Source organism: Streptomyces lonarensis (assembly GCF_012033735.1).
GTDB lineage: Bacteria > Actinomycetota > Actinomycetes > Streptomycetales > Streptomycetaceae > Streptomyces > Streptomyces lonarensis.
Map to the genome: position 1 here is coordinate 18,654 of NZ_JAAVJD010000027.1, position 18,718 is coordinate 37,371.

The 18,718-nt window shown below is 74.4% G+C and carries 16 protein-coding genes; 6 read left to right on the plus strand and 10 right to left on the minus strand.

Annotated elements, in window-relative coordinates; all coding sequences use genetic code 11:
- Window positions 1–106 precede the first annotated feature (106 nt).
- On the minus strand, window positions 107–877 hold the full coding sequence (locus tag HCN56_RS06075; protein WP_167968439.1) for a DUF1365 domain-containing protein: 771 nt from the start codon (window positions 875–877) through the stop codon (window positions 107–109).
- The gene (locus HCN56_RS06080) at window positions 874–2,157 is read right to left on the minus strand and encodes an NAD(P)/FAD-dependent oxidoreductase (RefSeq protein WP_167968440.1); all 1,284 of its coding nucleotides are present in this window, start codon (window positions 2,155–2,157) and stop codon (window positions 874–876) included. Before HCN56_RS06080 ends, HCN56_RS06075 begins: the two co-directional genes overlap by 4 nt.
- Window positions 2,158–2,342: 185 nt before the next feature.
- Between HCN56_RS06080 and HCN56_RS06085 the strand changes: the two genes are divergently transcribed.
- From HCN56_RS06085 to HCN56_RS06110, 6 genes are all read left to right on the plus strand, one after another.
- Complete coding sequence (locus HCN56_RS06085) at window positions 2,343–3,962, plus strand: molybdopterin-dependent oxidoreductase (protein ID WP_167968441.1); 1,620 nt, start codon at window positions 2,343–2,345, stop codon at window positions 3,960–3,962.
- Window positions 3,963–4,051: 89 nt separating this feature from the next.
- Window positions 4,052–4,732 (plus strand): fasciclin domain-containing protein, encoded by a 681-nt coding sequence (locus HCN56_RS06090; protein WP_167968442.1) that lies wholly within the window; start codon window positions 4,052–4,054, stop codon window positions 4,730–4,732.
- A gap of 363 nt (window positions 4,733–5,095) precedes the next feature.
- Window positions 5,096–6,070, plus strand: a complete 975-nt coding sequence (locus tag HCN56_RS06095) for a LysR family transcriptional regulator (RefSeq protein ID WP_167968443.1) — start codon at window positions 5,096–5,098, stop codon at window positions 6,068–6,070.
- A 116-nt stretch (window positions 6,071–6,186) separates the two neighbouring features.
- A complete protein-coding gene (locus HCN56_RS06100; RefSeq protein ID WP_167968444.1) occupies window positions 6,187–7,353 on the plus strand; it encodes a S1 family peptidase in 1,167 nt (388 codons plus the stop codon).
- Window positions 7,354–7,902: 549 nt separating this feature from the next.
- A complete protein-coding gene (locus tag HCN56_RS06105; protein WP_167968445.1) occupies window positions 7,903–9,051 on the plus strand; it encodes a S1 family peptidase in 1,149 nt (382 codons plus the stop codon).
- 230 nt (window positions 9,052–9,281) lie between these two features.
- Entirely contained in the window at window positions 9,282–10,106 is an 825-nt protein-coding gene (locus tag HCN56_RS06110; RefSeq protein ID WP_167968446.1) for a methyltransferase domain-containing protein, read from the plus strand.
- Between the two features lie 22 nt (window positions 10,107–10,128).
- On the opposite strand, the gene HCN56_RS06115 is transcribed toward HCN56_RS06110, so the two are convergent.
- From HCN56_RS06115 to HCN56_RS06150, 8 genes are all read right to left on the minus strand, one after another.
- Window positions 10,129–10,383, minus strand: coding sequence for a LapA family protein (locus HCN56_RS06115; protein ID WP_167968447.1), 255 nt, complete (start codon window positions 10,381–10,383; stop codon window positions 10,129–10,131).
- A gap of 116 nt (window positions 10,384–10,499) precedes the next feature.
- Window positions 10,500–10,928 (minus strand): CBS domain-containing protein, encoded by a 429-nt coding sequence (locus HCN56_RS06120; protein WP_167968448.1) that lies wholly within the window; start codon window positions 10,926–10,928, stop codon window positions 10,500–10,502.
- A gap of 141 nt (window positions 10,929–11,069) precedes the next feature.
- On the minus strand, window positions 11,070–12,059 hold the full coding sequence (locus HCN56_RS06125; protein ID WP_167968449.1) for a S66 peptidase family protein: 990 nt from the start codon (window positions 12,057–12,059) through the stop codon (window positions 11,070–11,072).
- The gene (locus HCN56_RS06130; protein ID WP_167968450.1) at window positions 12,056–14,095 is read right to left on the minus strand and encodes a prolyl oligopeptidase family serine peptidase; all 2,040 of its coding nucleotides are present in this window, start codon (window positions 14,093–14,095) and stop codon (window positions 12,056–12,058) included. The genes HCN56_RS06125 and HCN56_RS06130 overlap by 4 nt, the downstream gene beginning before the upstream one ends.
- 71 nt (window positions 14,096–14,166) lie before the next feature.
- Window positions 14,167–15,546, minus strand: coding sequence for a M20/M25/M40 family metallo-hydrolase (locus tag HCN56_RS06135; RefSeq protein WP_167968451.1), 1,380 nt, complete (start codon window positions 15,544–15,546; stop codon window positions 14,167–14,169).
- 203 nt (window positions 15,547–15,749) lie between these two features.
- Window positions 15,750–16,583, minus strand: coding sequence for a M55 family metallopeptidase (locus tag HCN56_RS06140; protein WP_167968452.1), 834 nt, complete (start codon window positions 16,581–16,583; stop codon window positions 15,750–15,752).
- A 10-nt stretch (window positions 16,584–16,593) separates the two neighbouring features.
- Complete coding sequence (locus HCN56_RS06145) at window positions 16,594–17,235, minus strand: hypothetical protein (RefSeq protein ID WP_167968453.1); 642 nt, start codon at window positions 17,233–17,235, stop codon at window positions 16,594–16,596.
- Between the two features lie 414 nt (window positions 17,236–17,649).
- A partial coding sequence (locus HCN56_RS06150; protein ID WP_209312409.1) for an MSCRAMM family protein occupies window positions 17,650–18,718 on the minus strand: 1,069 nt, incomplete at its 5' end.

The following is an 18,718-nucleotide window of genomic DNA, read 5'->3' on the forward strand; positions in this document are numbered from 1 at the left end:
GAGTCGTCCGCCGCGGGTGCTGTCCGGAGGTGGTGCTGCGGAGCGTCGGTCGCGGGGTGCGGCGTCCGCTCGGGCTGCGCGGGCGCTGCGGGGGTTCGGGGCGAGGTCACTGCATACCTTCCTGCTGGTGGTGCCGGGGCCGGCGTTGAACCGGCAGGCCCTTGAGGTAGAGACGGATGCCGTGGAAGCGGATGGCGGCCGACGCGGCCAGCGGCGCCCACGGGTGTCGTGCGGCGGCGCGCAGCAGACCGGCGGGGCCTCCCGGGCCGGGCCTGCCGCGGAGGGTGGCGACGAAGGGCTTCCCGTCGGGGCGGTCGAGCCGGACGGTGACGTCGAGCCGCTCCCCCGGCTCGGGGAGCCTCATCCGGTAGTCGCCGTCGACGGGGTTGAAGGGTGAGACGTAGAACTCCTTGGGCGTCGTGGCCCGGTGGTGGGCGTCGGGGCGCAGCAGGTAGGCGTGGCGCTCGCCGTAGGTGTTGTGCACCTCGGCGACGACGCAGGCGGTGGTGCCGTCCGCTCGGTGGCACCAGTAGAGGGTCAGCGGGTTGAAGACGTGGCCCAGCACCCGGGCGTGGGTGAGCATCAGGACCGGCCCGTCGGGCGCCTCCTCGCCGCGGGCGGTGAGGAACCGTTCGAGGCCGGCCCGCAGGGTGGGAGCGGTTCCGCCGAAGTGGTCGCGCGGGTCGAACCGGGCGAGCGGGCGGAGGGCGAGCGGCAGCCGCGGCAGGTGGTCGAGGTCGACCAGCCACATGTAGGTGCGGTGCCGGAGCCCGTACCGGACGGGTCCGGTACGGGCGTGCCGCACCTCGCAGCGGTAGAGCCGGGGAACGGTCCCGTCCGGGGCTCGGCGGGCGGCGGGAGCGGGGGCGGCCCTCACCACGTCACCCCCAGCGCTTCGGCCGCCGCGACACCGGAGGCGCAGCCGTCCTCGTGGAACCCCCAGCCGTGGTGCGCGCCGGCGAAGGCGGTGACCCTGCCACTGAGTGCGGGCAGTTCCCGCTGGGCGGCGACGGACTCGGGGGTGTAGACCGGGTGGTGGTAGACCATGCGCGCCAGGACCCGGTCGGGGTCGACCTGGTCCTCCCCGTTGAGGGTGACGACGTGGGTACCGGGTCCGGGGAGTCGCTGCAGCCGCGTCATGTCGTAGCTGATGCGGACCTCGCCGGCGGGGCTGTCGCAGCCCGGCAGCTGGTAGTTCCAGGAGGCGCGGGCGCCGCTGTGGCGGGGCAGCAGGGTGGTGTCGGTGTGCAGCAGGGTGGGGTTGCGGGAGTAGCGGAAGGCCCCGAGCACGCGGCGTTCGTCCTCGGTCGGGTCGGTGAGGAGTGCCAGCGCCTGGTCGGCGTGGCAGGCGAGGACCACCGAGTCGTAGTGCTCCGTCGTGCCCGCCGCGTCGGTGATCTCGACGCCGTTGCCTGCGCCGAGCCGCCGGATTCCGCGGACCGGGGTGCCGGTCCGGACGTCCGGGATGTGCTTGGCGACCCGGTCGACGTAGGAGCGGGAGCCGCCGGTGACGGTGCGCCAGGTCGGTGAGCCCGAGACGGAGAGCATTCCGTGGTGGTCGAGGAAGCGGAAGAGGTACCGGGCGGGGTAGCTCAGCGCCGTGACGGGGTCGCACGACCAGACCGCGGAGACCACGGGGGCCATGAAGTGGCTGACGAAGTACGGGGAGTACCGGCCGGCGGCCAGGAACTCGCCGAGGGTGGCCTCCCGGGCGGCGCCGCCGGTGTCGTCCTCCGCGAGGAGCCGGCGGGCCTGCCGGTGGAAGCGCGGCACCTGCGTCAGCATCCGCAGGTAGCGCGGGTCGGCGGCGGAGGCGGGGCGGGCGAAAAGCCCCCGGGCGCCGCGGGCGCCGGCGTACTCTAGGCCGCACCCCTCGCACCGCACCGACATGCTCATCTCGGAGTCCTGCGTCTCGACGCCGAGTTCGTCGAAGAGCCGCAGCAGCCGAGGGTAGGTGCGCGCGTTGTGGACGATGAACCCCGTGTCGATCCGCTCGAACCCGGCCCCGGTGTCGATGTCGTGGGTGTGGGCGTGGCCGCCGAGCCGGTCGTCGGCCTCGTACAGGGTCACCCGGTGGTCCTGCCGCAGCACGTAGGCGGCGGTCAACCCCGAGACCCCGCTGCCCACCACTGCTGACCTGGGCTTTTCCCGTGTCATTCGACTGCCTCCGCCGCTCGCCGTCAGCCCCTGCCGGGGCCTGGTGTCACCACTGTCGAGAGGTATTCGGTGCTGTGGGCCGAATGGATGGGTCGTGGCGCCAAAGTAATTCGATCGAGTGATGGACCCATCCGGAGCAGTCGCTCCGCCGAATACCGGTCGTGAGAGAGACCGAGGAGACAGACGTGGCCCCCGCCGCCGGCCGTGGTGCCGGGCGGTGGGAGCGGCGCCTGTACGCGGCGGGCAGCGGCGTCCTCGCCGCGGTGGCGGCGCTGGCCGTCGCCGAGCTGTGCGCCGCGCTGGTGCGCCCGGAGGCCCGGCCGGTCACCGCCGTCGGCGGCGCGGTCATCGACCGCACCCCGATCGCGGTCAAGGACTGGGCGATCCGCACCTTCGGCACGGCCGACAAGCTCGTGCTGCAGATCGGCATCCTCACGCTGCTCACGCTGTTCGCGGTGGCCGTGGGACTGCTCGCGCTCCGCAGCCTGCGGGCCGGCGCGGCAGGGGCGGCGCTCTTCGGCGTCTTCGGGGCGGTCACGGCCGCCGGGCGCCCGGGAGGCAGCGCGCCGGACGCCGTGCCCTCGCTGGTCGGGGGCGTGGCGGCGGTGGCGGTGGTGGTGCTGCTGGTCCGCATCCTGCACCCCGCCGGGCGTGCAGACCGGGCGGCACCCGCAACCGAGGCGGGCGGGACGACGGAGCACGGAGTGCTCTCCGCCCTCGACCGCCGCCGGTTCCTCCGGGCGGCCTCGGTGGCGGCGGCCGCCTCGGCCGGGTCGGGGCTGCTGGGGAACCGGCTGCTCAGCACCGGGGACGCCGAGGCCGAGGCCGCGCGTGACTCCCTGACGATCCCCCGGCCCGGTGACCCGGCGCCGCCGCTGCCGCCCGGCGCCGACCTGGAGATCGACGGCCTCGCGCCGTTCACCACCCCGAACAAGGACTTCTACCGGGTGGACACCGCACTGCGGGTGCCGCGCCTGGACGCCACCACCTGGCGGATGAAGATCTTCGGCCGGGGCGTGGAGCGCGAACTGGAGTTGAGCTACCGGGATCTGCTGGACCGCGAGCTGATCGAGCGTGACATCACGCTGACCTGCGTCTCCAACCAGGTCGGCGGCCCCTACGTCGGCAACGCGCGCTGGATCGGCGTGGCGTTGGCGCCGCTGCTCCGGGAGGCGGGCGTCCGCCCGCCCTCGGAGGGCGGCGCGGCCGACCAGTTGGTCGCCCGCTCGGTGGAGGGCATGACCCTCGGTAGCCCGGTCGACACCGTCATGGACGGCCGCGACGCCATGCTCGCGGTCGGCATGAACGGGGAGCCGCTGCCGTTCCGCAACGGTTTTCCGGTCAGGATGGTTGTACCTGGTTTGTACGGGTATGTGTCGGCTTGCAAGTGGCTGTCCGAGCTCGAACTCACCACCTTCGACGACTTCGACGTCTATTGGGTGGAGCGCGACTGGGCGGCCCGAGGCCCCATCAAGACCATGTCGCGGATCGACACCCCCCGGGGGTTCGCGACGATCCCCGCCGGCACCGTTCCGGTCGCCGGGGTGGCGTGGGCGCAGCACACCGGTATCGACGGAGTCGAGGTCCGGGTGGACGGCGGCGAGTGGCGCGAGGCGCGCCTCGCCCCGGCCCCCGGCGAGGACACCTGGCGCCAGTGGGTCTGGGAGTGGGAGGCCGAGCCCGGCTCCCACCGGTTGGAGGTCCGCGCCACGGACAGCTCCGGCTACACCCAGACCGAGGAACGTGTCGGCACGGTGCCCGACGGCGCCACCGGCTGGCACTCGGTGGTGGTCACCGTGGACTGACCGACAGCCGCACCGCCACCACCCGACAGACCTGAACACCTTCCCCGCAGGGCGCACGACCGTTCGCCCGTCCTTCAAGGAGAGATCACATGAACACCCGTATCCGCCGTACCGCTGTCGCCGTCGCCACCGCCGCGATCCTGCCCTTCTCGCTGGCCGCCTGCTCCTCGGACAGCGACGACGACAACGGGTCGGACACCACGGAGACCGGCCAGGACAACGGCGGTGCCACCGACGAGACCGACGGCATGGACGACATGGACGACATGGACGGGGACGACGCCGGCGAGACCGATGCCGCCGCCGCGCCGTTCGGCCCGGCCTGTTCCGGCGTGCCGACCGACGGCCCGGGCAGCTTCGAGGGCATGGCCCAGGACCCGGTCGCCACCGCCGCGTCCAACAACCCGGACCTGTCCACCCTGGTCGCCGCGGTGACCGCCGCCGGCCTGGTCGACACCCTCAACGACGCGCCCGAGCTGACCGTCTTCGCCCCGGCCGACGCGGCGTTCGCCGAGATCCCGGAGGAGGACCTCAACGCGCTGCTGGAGGACCAGGACGCGCTCACCGACGTCCTGACCTACCACGTCGTGGGCGAGCGCCTGGCCCCCGAGGACCTGGACGGCGAGCACACCACCCTGCAGGGTGAGACCGTGACCGTCGCCGGCTCCGACGAGGACTTCACGGTCAACGAGGACGCCACCGTCGTCTGCGGCAACGTGCAGACCGCCAACGCCACCGTCTACATCATCGACGGCGTGCTGATGCCCTGACCCACCCCCGGACCGGGCGCCCAGAGCGTCTGACGCCCCGTGACCACCGCCCGGCGGGCGGTCCCGGGGCGCCCCGGACGCGGACCGGTTCCCGCTCACCCAACCTCCGAGCGGGAGCCGGTCCGCCCACGAACCGCGCCGCGGGCGCGGGACAGCCGCGCCACTCCCAGGGCGTGCGCGGTCGCGACGCACGCCCGAGCGGCCGCCACCCCCCGGTGAACTGCACCTTCACCACACATGGCGTGCACACGCCACGAACAGATCGGCCACCGTGCGGACTTGGCGCGTCCGCACGGCACCCCCGCACCAGGCAGCGCCGATCGATGCTTGTCACTCGCCATACTGGGCCCGTAGCTTCCGGTTATGGACCTGGAGCTACGCCACCTCAAGATCATCCGTGCGATTGACGAGGCCGGCAGCCTCACCCGGGCGGCCACCTCTCTCGGGCTGGCCCAGTCGGCACTCAGCGCCCAACTCAAACGCATCGAACGGGCGCTCGGCGGCGCGCTCTTCGAGCGCGGCAGGCACGGCGCGCAGCCCACGCCGCTCGGCGAGCTGGTGCTGGACCGGGCCCGGGTCCTCCTCCCCGCGATGCGGGAGCTCCAGGAGGAGGCCGTACGGTTCGCCAACACCCTGGAGGACCTGCCGCGGTTCCGCCTCGCGGGCACCCCGGGGCCGATGCTCGGCGGACTCGTGGACCAGCTGTCGCTGCTCCACCCCCAGGCGGCGATATCGACCCTGACCAGTTGGTCGATCGAGGAGCTGAGCGAGCTGGTCGTCTCCGGACGGCTGGACTTCGCGCTCGCGGGCGCCTGCGGCGAGGCCACTCCCCCGGCCCCCGACCAGCTGACGTGGCAGACCGTGGGCCACGACCCGATCTTCGTGATGCTCTCCGAGCAGCACCCCCTGGCCGACCGCCACGAGCTGGACCTGGCCGCCCTCTCGGGCGAGCAGTGGGTGGACGCCCCCGGTGACGGCTGCTTCGGGGACTGCTTCTCCACCGCGTGCGCACGCGCGGGCTTCACCCCGACCTCGGTCTACGAACTCGACACCACGGCCTGTGTCCATCTGGTGCAGGCGGGGCGGGCGGTGGCGCCGTGCAAGGCGATCTTCCCGCCGACGCCCGGCATCGTCACGCTGCCACTGGCGGGCAACCCGCTCTCCTGGCACCACCTGCTCGCCTGGCACCCCGCGTCGGCGGCTGCCGGCGCGGCGCCCGCGGTGCTCATCCGCGCACGTCAGGCCCATCGGGAGGCCGCGCGCCGCAATCCGCGGTACACCCAGTGGCTCGCGGCCAACGCCCACTTCGGCACCACGCCCGACCGCCCCAACGCGTAGCCGTCCATGGCGCGTTCGCGCAATCCATCGCATGGCAAGAGGTATCGGTTGACAGGTACACACCCGATCACGCGGCTTCTACATTCTGGTCACCCTCACAACACAAGGAGAACAGAATGCGCCTCAAGGGACGTACTGTTGCCATCGGTTCGGCGCTGGCGGCCTCCGCCCTGGCTCTGAGCCTGGTGCCGGCCAACGCCTCCTCCGAACTCCCCTCCGCCGAGACCGCCAAGGCGGACGCCCTCGTCGAGCAGCTGCCCGCCGGCATGGTCGACGCGATGGAGCGTGACCTCGGCGTGCCCGCCGGCGAGGTCGGCAACCAGCTCGTCGCCGAGCACGAGGCCGCCGTCCTGGAGGAGTCCCTCAGCGAGGACCTCTCCGGCTACGCGGGCTCCTGGATCGTCGAGGGCACCACCGAGCACGTGGTCGCCACGACCGACCGCGCCGAGGCAGCCGAGATCGCCGCGGCGGGCGCCACCGCCACGGTGGTCGAGCACAGCCTCGCCGAGCTGGAGGCCGTCAAGGAGATCCTCGACGAGGCTGCCACCGCCAACCCGGCGGACGCCGCTCCGGTCTGGTACGTGGACGTCACCACCAACGAGGTCGTGGTCCTCGCCTCGGACGTCCCCGCCGCCGAGGCGTTCGTCGCGGCCAGCGGCGCCGACGCCTCCACCGTCCGCGTCGAGCGCTCGAACGAGTCCCCCCAGCCCTTCTACGACCTGGTCGGCGGTGACGCCTACTACATCGGCGGCGGCCGCTGCTCCATCGGCTTCTCCGTCCGCCAGGGTTCCACCCCCGGCTTCGTGACCGCCGGCCACTGCGGCAGCGTCGGCAACGCCACCACCGGCTTCAACCGCGTCAGCCAGGGCACCTTCCGCGGCTCCTGGTTCCCCGGCCGCGACATGGCCTGGGTCGCGGTGAACAGCAACTGGACGCCCACCTCCCTGGTCCGCAACTCCGGCTCGGGCGTGCGCGTCACCGGCTCGACCCAGGCGACCGTCGGCTCCTCCATCTGCCGCTCCGGCTCCACCACCGGCTGGCGCTGCGGCACCATCCAGCAGCACAACACCTCCGTCACCTACCCGCAGGGCACCATCACCGGTGTGACCCGCACCTCCGCCTGCGCCCAGCCCGGTGACTCCGGCGGCTCCTTCGTCTCCGGCACCCAGGCCCAGGGCGTGACCTCCGGCGGCTCCGGCAACTGCACCTTCGGTGGCACCACCTTCCACCAGCCGGTCAACCCGATCCTGTCCCAGTACGGCCTGACCCTCGTCCGGAGCTGACCCGAGGCGGCCCGGCCGCCCCGCCCGCTCCGCACCGACGGCCCGTCCCGCGCACCGCGCGGGGCGGGCCGTCCGCATGCGATGCGGCGGCCGCAGAACCGCCCGACACGCCCCGCCCCGGCCGCACCGGACGGGGCGTCACTCCGGGGCTGCCCCGAATCCGGCCACAACAGAGCGCGAACCATCTCCGTGCGCGAAAGATGAGCGACGGCGCACAGAGGGGCGCATCCGCCAGTTGTGTGCGCCAGGCCACATCCGCGCACCGCCCCGACCACCGACGACAGGTAACGAAACGACAACGGCGGCGCAGCGCGGTCACGTTGTGCATGCAACGTGCAACTCGTGAAACTACCCTCACAACCCCCCGGAAGGCCCGTCGGCCGAACTGACGCGACATCAGCGCACGACCGTGACCTGCAACGTTGCCCGGCCAGTGGCACGTTCGGGCAATCCATCGCATCACAAGAGGTATTCCTTGGCAGGTACACACCCCATCACCCGGCGGCTACGTTCTGTCTACCCCCACAAGGCAAGTGCAAGGAGAACTGCATGCGTCACACAGGCCGTAACGCCATCGGCGCCGCGATAGCCGCCTCCGCGCTCGCGTTCGCTCTGGTCCCCAGCCAGGCCTCCGCGAACGACACCATGACCGAGCGGGCCGAGGCAGCAGTCGCCGACCTTCCCGCCGGTGTGCTCGACGCCATGGAGCGCGACCTGGGCCTGAGCGAGCAGGAGGCCGGCCTCCAGCTGGTGGCGGAGCACGACGCCTCCCTGCTCGGCGAGACCCTCTCCGCCGACCTCGACGCCTTCGCGGGCTCCTGGCTCACGGAGGGCACGGAGCTGGTGGTGGCCACCACCAGCGAGGCCGAGGCCGCCGAGATCACCGAGGCCGGTGCCACGGCCGAGGTCGTCGACCACACGCTGGCCGAGCTGGACAGCGTCAAGGACGCCCTCGACCAGGCCGCCGAGTCCTACGACACCACCGACGCGCCGGTCTGGTACGTCGACGTCACGACCAACGGCGTCGTCCTGCTGACCTCCGACGTCACCGAGGCCGAGGGCTTCGTCGAGGCCGCCGGGGTGAACGCCGCCGCGGTCGACATCCAGACCTCCGACGAGCAGCCCCAGGCCTTCTACGACCTCGTCGGCGGCGACGCCTACTACATGGGCGGCGGACGCTGCTCGGTCGGCTTCTCCGTGACCCAGGGCTCGACCCCGGGCTTCGCGACCGCCGGCCACTGCGGCACCGTCGGCACCAGCACCACGGGCTACAACCAGGCCGCGCAGGGCACCTTCGAGGAGTCCTCGTTCCCCGGTGACGACATGGCCTGGGTGTCGGTCAACAGCGACTGGAACACCACCCCGACCGTGAACGAGGGCGAGGTCACGGTCTCCGGCTCCACCGAGGCCGCTGTCGGTGCCTCCGTCTGCCGCTCCGGCTCCACGACCGGCTGGCACTGCGGCACCATCCAGCAGCACAACACCTCGGTGACCTACCCGGAAGGCACCATCACCGGTGTCACCCGCACCTCGGTCTGCGCCGAGCCCGGTGACTCCGGCGGCTCCTACATCTCCGGCAGCCAGGCCCAGGGCGTGACCTCCGGCGGCTCCGGCAACTGCACCTCCGGTGGCACCACCTACCACCAGCCCATCAACCCGCTGCTCTCGGCCTACGGCCTGGACCTGGTGACCGGCTGACGGTGAGCACCACCCCCGCGTGACGCGCACCCATCCCCCACAACGCGCGTGACGCACCCCGCGGAGGGCCCGCACGATCCCCGGATCGTGCGGGCCCTCCCGCACGCCCGGGCATCCTCGGCGCCCGGCGCCGGCAGAGCCTCCCCGCCCGGCCCTCTCGGATGGCGGACCCCCGTTGCCCCGGGGTCGGCGGCCGGAGCACGCTGGGGTCGCCGCCGAGAGGAGACGCCATGCCCGACGCCGTCTACACGCACGGACACCAGGAAGCGGTGCTCCGCTCGCACCGCCGCCGCACGGCCGAGGACTCCGCCGGCTATCTGCTGCCCAGGCTGCGCCCCGGACTCTCCCTGCTGGACGTGGGATGCGGGCCGGGCACCATCACCGCCGGGCTCGCCCGCGCGGTGGCACCCGGTCCGGTCACGGCGCTGGACAGCGCGCCCGGGGTCCTCGACGACGCCCGGGCCGCCTGCGAGGCAGCCGGTGCCGGGAACGTCACCTTCACCGTCGGCGACGTGACCGCGCTCGACCTGCCCGACGGGGGCGCGGCGGAGGGGGCGCCCGGCTTCGACGTGGTCCACGCCCACCAGGTGCTCCAGCACCTCGGCGACCCGGTCGCGGCCCTGCGCGAGATGCGCCGGGTCAGCCGGCCGGGCGGGACGGTGGCGGCGCGCGACGCGGACTACGCGGCGATGACCTGGTGGCCCCGACCGCCGGGCATGGACCTCTGGCTCCGCGTCTACCGCCAGGTGGCGCGCGGCAACGGCGGCGAGCCCGACGCCGGCCGGCGCCTGCTCTCCTGGGCCCGCGCCGCCGGGTTCTCCGAGGTGGTGCCCTCGGCCTCGACCTGGTGCTTCGCCACCCCGCTGGAACGCCAGTGGTGGGGCGGGCTCTGGGCGGACCGCACCCTGGCGCCGGCCTACGTGCGGATGGCCGTGGCCGGCGGGCACGCCGACACGGCGGAGCTCGCCGAGGCGGCGGACGGCTGGCGGGAGTGGGCCGCGGCGGAGGACGGCTGGTTCGCCGTGGTGCACGGCGAGGTCCTCTGCCGGCGGTGAGGCCGACCGCGCCCCGCGGGCCTCAGCGGGCCCGCCTCCCCCGAGTGGGTCGGCGGCGCCCCAGGTAGAAGCCGCCGGCGACGCCCAGGACCAGCGCGGTCAGCAGCGCGGCCCACAGCGGCATGGTCACCTCCGGCACCAGCAGCCGGATACGGGTCTGCCGGGTGTTCTCGAAGACGAAGACGAGGGTCAGTACGGCGGCGATCGCGAAGACGACACGGCCGGGGGTGAGGAACTCCCGCAGCCGCCCGCCGCGTCCTGCGGGTTCGGCATCCATGGCTCCAGCATGCGGCCGGGGCACCGCCGTCGCACGCGCAGCCGTTCCGCGCAGCCGTTCCGCGCCCGGTCGGGCGCGGAACGGCTGCGCGGAACGGCTGCGCGGGAGGGCGGCTCCTAGCGGGAGACGCCCGCGTAGACCCGCTCGACGAACCCGGCGATCTGCTCCTCGCTCAGGTGGCGGGCGAGATCGGCCTCACTGATCATCCCGACCAGCCGCTTGTCGCCGTCGACCACCGGCAGCCGCCGGATGCGGTGGCCCTCCATCTCGTCCAGGACGTCGGAGACGTCGGCGTCGGACGGTATCCAGCGCGGGGTGCCCTCGCACAGCTCCCCGGCGGTGACGCGGGACGGGTCGTGCCCCGCCGCGACGCACTTCAGCACGATGTCGCGGTCGGTGAGGATGCCGCACATCCGCTCGTTGCTGTCACTGACGGGAAGCGCCCCGACGTCCATCTCACGCATCAGCTGCGCCGCGCGGTCCAGGGTCTCGGTGGCGGGCAGCCACTGGGCGCCCGGGTGCATGATGTCGGCGGCGGTGGTCATCACTGGCCTCCTGCGGGGTGTGACGGGCCGGGGACGGGCAAGCGGTCGCGGGCGCGTCCACCGGGGGTACGCGTCGGTGCGTACCCCTTCCAGGGGAACGCGCCCGGCCGGTCCCCGCCACCGCGCGCGCTCTCGGCACGCTCAGTCGAGCACCGCCGAGGTGTAGCGGAGGGTGGCCGCGTCCGCGTCGAGCACCGCGGGGCGGCCCAGCCCCAGGGTCAGCGGGTCCGGGCAGTGTCCGAAGCCCAGCTCCTCCACCATCGGCACGCCCAGCGGTCCCAGGCGGTCGAGCAGAACGGTGCGGATGCGGTCGTAGGGCTCACTGTCCTGCCACGACCCCAGCACGATCCCGGCGACGCCGTCCAGCCAACCCGCGTTCAGTAGCTGGCTCAGGCAGCGGTCGAGTCGGTACGCCCGTTCGCCGACGTCCTCCAGGAGCAGGATGCCGCCTGCGGCGGAGTGCCGGGAGGTCGGGCTGCCGAGGTTGTCCGCGAGGAGGCTCGCACAGCCGCCGAGGGTGACGCCCTGGGCCCGCCCCGGCACCAGCGTCGCCGCGCGCGGACCCGTCAGTGTCGTCACGGACTCCGGCTCGAACAGGGTCCGGCGCAGGTGCTCCTGGGCTGCCGCGTCCCGGGCGAATCCCTCGGTGGCGGGCATCGGGCCGTGGACGGTCGCCAGGTGCAGCCGGGACGCGAACGCCTCGTGCAGCACGGTGATGTCGCTGTATCCGAGCAGGATCTTCGGTCCGGCGGCCCGCATCGCGGACCAGTCGAGCAGGCCGGTCAGCCGGTGGGCGCCGTACCCGCCACGGGCGCAGATCACGGCCGCGACGTCCGGGTCGCACCAGGCCGCCTGGAGATCCCGGGCGCGGTCCTCGTCCCGCCCGGCGAGGTAGTCGAGTTCGGGGTGCACGTCGAGGACGTGGTCGCCGACCACGACCTCCAGCCCCCAGCCGCGGAGCACGGCCAGCCCGGCCTCCAGCATCTCCCGCTCCACGGGCGAACTGGTCGCCACGACGGCCACCTTGTCACCGGGCCGCAGCCGGGAGGGGCGGTTGAGCGCCGGTACGGGCGCCACCGAGGCGTGCGAGGCCCCGTGGGCCGCGGCGGGGGTGGGGAAGTGGCGGTTCATCGCGTCTCCGTCTCCAGTGTCTCGCTCCGGTCGGCGCCGAGGCCGAACGTCTCCCGGTAGAGCGCCAGCTCCGCCTCCACCGCGCGGACGATGGTCTCCGCCCGGCGGAAGCCGTGCCCCTCGCCGGGGAAGGAAAGGTAGCGGTGCGGCACCGTCCCACCGGCGAGCGCGGCGAGGAACCGCTCGCTCTGCACCGGCGGGCAGACCGCGTCCTCCAGTCCCTGCAGCAGGAGGAACGGCGCGGTGACACGACCCGCGTGGTGCAGGGGCGACCGTGCGCGGTACGTCTCCTCGTCGAACGGCCCGATCAGCGAGTCCAGGTAGCGCGATTCGAAGTCGTGGGTCCCCCCGTTCGCCCAACCGGCCGGGTCCAGCACCGGGTAGCGGATCGTGCCGCAGGCGTAGACGTCGGCCGTGCGGTCCGGGTCGGCCAGGGAGGCCGCCGCGGTCCAGCCGCCCGCGCTGCCACCGCGGACCGCCAGCCGGCCGGGATCGGCCGTGCCCTCCGCGGCCAGTGCGGCCGCCACCGCCGCGCAGTCCTCGACGTCGACCTGGCCCCACCTGCCGCGCAGCCGGTTGCGGTAGGCGCGGCCGTAGCCGGTGGAACCGCCGTAGTTGACGTCGACGACGCCGATGCCGCGGGAGGTGAAGTAGGCGATCTCCAGGTCGAGGACCATCGACGCCCGACCGGTCGGCCCGCCGTGGGCCCACACCACGTAGGGCGGCAGCTCGCCGGGGGCGGGGCGGTGGTCGGGCGAGGTCGGCGGGTAGACGTGGGCGTGCACCTCGCGGCCGTTCGGGCCGGTGAAGGTGCGGGGCTCCGGCCGCGGCAGGTGACCGGGCGGCACGGGGTCGCGGTGCCGGGCGGCGACGACCCGGCAGTGGCCGGTCGCGGTGTCCAGCTGCACCACCTCGTAGCCGCGCGCCGGCGAGGCGGCGATGCCGGTGACGCGGCTGCCCTGCACCGCGAGCGCGGGCGCCCACTCCGTCCAGGGTCCCGCCGCGTCGGTGAGCACCCCCCGGTCGGGGTCGAGCAGTCCCAGCCGTTTGTCGCCGCGGCCGTGCACCACCGCCACCAGCCCGTCGGCCAGCGGGGCGAACCAGCGCATGCCGATCTTCCACAGCGCGTCGGCGAACTCCTCCTCGGCGGCGTGGAGCGCCTCGGCCGGGCCGGGCGCGGGCGGGCCGGCCCCGGCGCCGTCGTCGGTGAGGTCGCACCGGTAGAGGTTCCACCAGCCGGTGCGGTCCGAGGAGAACAGCACCTCACCCCGGGCGCCCCACTCGACCTGCGCGACCGACTCCTCCGGACCGCCGGCGACCGTCACCGGGTCCCCGGGGCGGCCGTCGTCGGTGAGCCGGGCCACCCGGAGTTCGGTGCCGTCCCACGGCATCCGGGGGTGGTCCCAGGTGATCCAGGCCAGTCGGCGGCCGTCGGGGGACGGCTTGGGCCCGGTGAGGAACCGGTGCGTGCCGTCGGTGAGTTCCCGCAGCGCCGCGCGGTCCTCGGCCGCCGTGCCGGACAGGGGCACCGCCACCAGCAGCCGCCGCAGGTCGGTGGGGCCGTCGCCGGTGAACTCCTCCATCACGCACCAGACCTCGCCGCGGTCCGGCAGCACCACCGGATCGGCGAACCGCAGTCCGCCGCCGACGGCGGAGACCGGGGTGAGCGGCCGGGGCTCGGCGCCGCCGGGAGCGTCCGGCTCCAGCAGGTACAGCCGCTGGTCGGCGCAGTGGGTGAAGACGACGAGCGGGCCGCCGGCCGGGCGGGCGGCGCCGGCCCAGGGCATCCCGCCGTACTCCATCACGCGGTTCCGGGCGTCCCACGGCGCCGGCAGGACCACGGCCGGCGGACCGCCGTCGCCGCGGAGCCGCATCAGCGCTCGGCGGCCGCCCTCCTCTGGCCGTGCCGCCGTCCACCACAACTCCTCCCCCACGGCGCGCAGATGGTCGGCGCGGCCGTCGTGGGCGGCCACCAGGGCGGCGTCGATCGGCGAGGGCCATCCCCCGCAGGGGGCGGGTCGGGGCTCGTGCGTCATCTGGGAGTATCTCCTTCCGCGTCCGCCGCCGCGGCCGGTGGGCGGGCCCGGGGTCCGGACCCGCCCACCGGTCACAGGGCGCGCAACGCCCGGTCCAGTACCCGGGTACCGAAGTGCAGCGCCTCCACCGGTACCCGCTCGTCGACCCCGTGGAACATCGCGTTGTAGTCGAATCCCTCGGGGAGCCTCAGCGGGGTGAAGCCGTAGCCGACGATGCCCAGCCGTGAGAACTGCTTGGCGTCGGTCCCGCCCGACATGCAGTAGGGCACCACGTGCGCGTCCGGGTCGAAGTGCTCCAGCGCGGAGCGCAGCACGCCGTAGGTGTCCGAGTCGACCGGCGCCTGGAGCGGGATCTCCCGGTGCTGGAACTCCCAGTCCACGTCCGGGCCGGTCAGTTCGTCCATCGTGCGGGAGAACTCCTCCTCCGCGCCGGGGACCATGCGGCCGTCGATGTGGCCGGTGGCGCTGCCGGGGATGACGTTCACCTTGTACCCGGCGTCCAGCATGGTGGGGTTGGAGCTGTTGCGCACCACCGGTCGCACCAGGGTGGCCGCCCGGCCGAACGCGGCCAGCAGCTGCTCCACCTCGGCGGTGAGCCCCGCGGGGTCGGCCTCGTCGAGGACCGGCCGGGGCAGACCGTACAGCGCCGCCATTTCCGTCAGCGCGGCCCGGACGGTCGGCGCCAGCCGGACCGGCCAGCGATGGTCGCCGATGCGGGTGACGGCGGCGGCGAGCCGGCTGACGGCGTTCTCCTCGTTGACCTTCGACCCGTGGCCGGCGCGCCCGTTGGCGGTCAGCCGCAGCCAGGCGGTGCCGCGCTCCCCCGCGGCCAGCGGGTAGATCCTGCGGCCGTCCCCGGCGTGGAAGGTATAGGCACCGGACTCGCTGATGCCCTCGGTGCAGCCCTCGAACAGGTCGGCGTGCTGATCGGCGAGGAACCCGGAGCCGTACTGGGCGCTGTCCTCCTCGTCGGCGGTGAAGGCCAGCACGATGTCGCGGCGGGGACGCACCCCGTGGCGCGCCCAGGCCCGGACGACGGCGAGGACCATGGCGTCGGCGTTCTTCATGTCGACCGCGCCCCGCCCCCACACGACGCCGTCCCTGACCTCGCCGGAGAAGGGGTGCACGCTCCACTCGTCGGCGTCGGCGGGGACCACGTCGAGGTGGCCGTGGACGAGCAGCGCCCCCGCGGTGGGGTCGGTCCCCGGCACCCGTGCCACCACGTTGGTGCGGTCGGGCGCCTTCTCCAGCAGCAGCGGCTCGACACCCGCCTCGGCGAGGCGTTCCGCCACGTACTCGGCGGCGGCGCGCTCCACGCCGTCGCCCTGCCCGCGGTTGGTGGTGTCGATCCGGATCAGGTCGGAGGTGAAGGCGACCGATTCGGCGAGGGCCTGTTCGTCGATGGCGGGGGTGCCCGCGCCCGCCGCGGTGGTGGTGGTTCCCCCGGTCATACCGGCCCCGGAGCGGGCGTGCTGCGGTAGATCTTCATGCCGGGCCACGTTACGCGGAGTGCGCCCCGTCGGGAAGCGTTGCGGCCGTCCGCACTGGTCCGACCAGTGGCGATGCCGCACCGGAGGTGTCCGCATCGCCGGATCGGTGACGAAGCGTCACCCGTGCGGTGTTTCCGGCGGCCGGTCCCCGGGGGCGGGGAGGGTCAGCCGTACCACTCCTCGACGGCGGCCGAGACCAGCGTCGTGACGGCCTTGAAGCAGCGGATGCCCTCGTACATGGTCGGCGCGGTCCACGCCACACGCCGCTCCCCCGTCTGCTCCACCCCGGGGACCACGGCGGCCGCTCCGGCGAGGTGCTCGGCGTCGAACTCGACCTCCATGCGGCGGTCCCGGGGGCCGGCCGGCGGGTGGCGGACCGCCAGCGCGACGGACTCGGCGGCGGTGCTGCGGATGGCGGCGGCGGTCCGCGCCGGCGGGCGGCAGACGGCGGCGTACCGGGAGACGTAGTCCTTGACCGCCACGGTCCGCGCCCGCGGCGCGTAGCCGCGCGCGTCCTCGCAGGCGCGGTCGTCGCCGGTCACCAGGACCACGGGGGTGCCGTACTCGGCGACCACCAGGGCGTTCAGCAGCCCCTCACTGGCGCGCACCCCGTCGACGAAGACCCCGGTGAGGGAGTTGCCGAGGTAGGTGTGGGCGAGCACCCCCTCGTCGCCGGCGCCGGTGTGGTAGCCCACGAACGCGATGCCGTCGACGTCGCCGTGCTGGACTCCCTCGACCATCGACAGGGCCTTGTGGCGGCCGGTCAGCATCGCGACCCGCTCGTCCATCTCCTCCAGCAGCAGGTTGCGCATCGTCATGTGCGCCTCGTTGACCAGGACCTCGTCCGCGCCACCGTCGAAGAAGCCGACCACAGCCGCATTGACGTCGGAGGTGAAGAGACGGCGGCAGCGCTCCCACTGCGGGGTGCCGGGGAGGCAGTCGGCGGGCCAGGTGACGCCGGTGGCCCCCTCCATGTCCGCGCTGATCAGGATCTTCATGGCGCGCAGGCTACGCCCTGGCGCCCGCCTGCGGGAAGGCGACACCGGGGGTGCGCGGCAGCACCGGCACCCGTTCGCCGGTGGCGGACTCCAGCATCGGATGGCCGCCGCGGAGCAGTTGCGCGGTGACGTCCGCGGCGTCGACGCCGTCGAGTCCCACGAGGGCGGCGGAGAGGCCGGCCGCTCGGCCTGCCGGGTCGGGCAGGGCGGAGTGGGGCGCGAAGCCGGCGGAGACCTGGACCCCGCCGGAGGCCTGGTGGAGCCGGGCACCGTCGGTGGCGAGGACGAGGAGTCGCAGCAGACCGGGGCCGGCCAGCGGCCAGGCCCACCAGAGGATGTCCTCGCTGCCGCGGCCCTCGCACCCGCCCCAGAACCTGCCGGAGGTGGGCTCCTCCTCACCGGGAGGTGCCGCGACGTCGGCGTAGGCGGAGCCGAGGGTGTCGCCGTCACCGACGACGTCGATGACTCCGGATACCGGGAGCAGGGCGGCAGCGGGCCGGCCGAGCGCCTCCTCCCGGCGGAGTCCGAAGAGCCGGTGTGCGCCGCCGGCCCAGGAGGTGACCGCGCCCAGCCCGTCGACCGTGACGACCGCGAGAGGTATGCGCCCGGGTTCGGCGGGTCCACGCTGGGGGATCAGGGGCTGGGGAACCACGGGTTGCTCCTTCTCCTGCCGGTTCGCTCCACCGTACGCCTTCGGGTACCGGCGGCGAACCGGTACGCGAAGAACCGCGCCCGGCGCATTCGTGCGCCCCCGTCCGCCGGCCGGGCGGGGACCGGGCACGCCCGGCGTCCTGGCGGAGGAGGTCGGCGGACGATCCGGACGGGGCTGTCGACGCCTTGCAGCTCAGCTGGGTGACCAGGCGTCGATCACCGGGTCCGGAGCGGCTGCGACGGGAGCCCGAAGCGGGCGGCGACGCCGCCGCGCCCGTGCCGGAGGGACGTCGGCCCGGCACGGGCGCGGGGGCGCGCCGGGGTCAACGGGCGCGGGGGAGAGCGCTGCTGTGCGCCTGGCGCCGGGGCGGGCGTTCCGCTCGGCGCGGCCGGCCGGGGGGAGGCCGGGGGAAGGTCAGCCGGCGCCGGGCTCGTGGCTCAGCCGCAGGTCGCGTTCACCGTGCTCACCGCCGGCGAGGCGCAGCGCGGTGGCGGTCGGCTGGTAGCCCGCCGCCACCACCGTGTACTCCCCGGGCGCCAGGTCGGCGAAGACGAACCGCCCGTCGGCACCGGTCAACGTCGTCCCCGCCACCTCGCCCAGGGAGTCGGTGAGGGTGACGCGGGCGTCGGGCACCGGCCGGCCCTCGTCGTTGCCGACGGTGCCGCGCAGCACCGCCCCGCCGGTGAGCTCGACGTCGTGGTCCGCCTGCTCCCCGCCGGCGACGGTGACGGGCGCCGCGCCGGGACGGCGTCCGAGTGCCCCCGCCGCGAGCGTGTAGTCGCCGGTCACCAGCCCGTCGAGCCGGTAGCCGCCGTCGGCGGCGGACCGGGTGGTGGCGACGACGTCACCGCGGGAGTCGGTGAGGGTGACGACCGCGTCCGCGACGGGCTCCCCGTCGGGGGTGCGGACCCGACCGGTCAGCCGGCCCGGCCCGCCCAGCAGCACGTCGAGTTCGGGGGCGCGGTCGGCGAGGGTGAGGCCCACCGCACGGGGCTGGTGGCCGGAGGCGGCGGCGATGAGCATGTACCCGCCGGGGCCGGGGCCGGTGAGGGAGAAGCGTCCGTCGTCGCCCGAGTCGGCCCGGCCGCACTGGCGGCCCGCGGCGTCGACCAGGGTGAGCACGGCGTGCGGCACCGCCGCGCCGCCGGGGGTGCGGACCGAACCCAGCAGCGCGAGTCCGGTGGTGTAGGCGGCCTCGCCGTTGCGGGCCGGGGGCACGGGGGTCAGGTCGGACACCGGGGACTCCTTGAGCAGGGCGGCGAAGAGCAGGCCGAGCAGCGCGACGGCCGCCGGGGGCGCGAGCGCCGGAAGGAAGACCGTCACGAGGTCGTGCCAGGGCGGGGCGGCGGCCGCACGGTGGCCGGGAGGGAGGACGGGGGCGTCCGCGGTGAGCGCGAGCACGGCCGCCGCCCCCGCGAGCGCACCCGTCGCACGCCACGACGCGGACGCACCGGCGCCTCGGCGGTGCCGTGCGGGGTGCCCG

Bases quoted from the DNA above. Each gene is read 5' to 3' on its own strand.
- HCN56_RS06080 (WP_167968440.1), bottom strand. From the start codon at position 2,157: ATGACACGGGAAAAGCCCAGGTCAGCAGTGGTGGGCAGCGGGGTCTCG.
- HCN56_RS06090 (WP_167968442.1), top strand. From the start codon at position 4,052: ATGAACACCCGTATCCGCCGTACCGCTGTCGCCGTCGCCACCGCCGCG.
- HCN56_RS06095 (WP_167968443.1), top strand. From the start codon at position 5,096: ATGGACCTGGAGCTACGCCACCTCAAGATCATCCGTGCGATTGACGAG.
- HCN56_RS06100 (WP_167968444.1), top strand. From the start codon at position 6,187: ATGCGCCTCAAGGGACGTACTGTTGCCATCGGTTCGGCGCTGGCGGCC.
- HCN56_RS06105 (WP_167968445.1), top strand. From the start codon at position 7,903: ATGCGTCACACAGGCCGTAACGCCATCGGCGCCGCGATAGCCGCCTCC.
- HCN56_RS06110 (WP_167968446.1), top strand. From the start codon at position 9,282: ATGCCCGACGCCGTCTACACGCACGGACACCAGGAAGCGGTGCTCCGC.
- HCN56_RS06115 (WP_167968447.1), bottom strand. From the start codon at position 10,383: ATGGATGCCGAACCCGCAGGACGCGGCGGGCGGCTGCGGGAGTTCCTC.
- HCN56_RS06120 (WP_167968448.1), bottom strand. From the start codon at position 10,928: ATGACCACCGCCGCCGACATCATGCACCCGGGCGCCCAGTGGCTGCCC.
- HCN56_RS06125 (WP_167968449.1), bottom strand. From the start codon at position 12,059: ATGAACCGCCACTTCCCCACCCCCGCCGCGGCCCACGGGGCCTCGCAC.
- HCN56_RS06130 (WP_167968450.1), bottom strand. From the start codon at position 14,095: ATGACGCACGAGCCCCGACCCGCCCCCTGCGGGGGATGGCCCTCGCCG.
- HCN56_RS06135 (WP_167968451.1), bottom strand. From the start codon at position 15,546: ATGACCGGGGGAACCACCACCACCGCGGCGGGCGCGGGCACCCCCGCC.
- HCN56_RS06140 (WP_167968452.1), bottom strand. From the start codon at position 16,583: ATGAAGATCCTGATCAGCGCGGACATGGAGGGGGCCACCGGCGTCACC.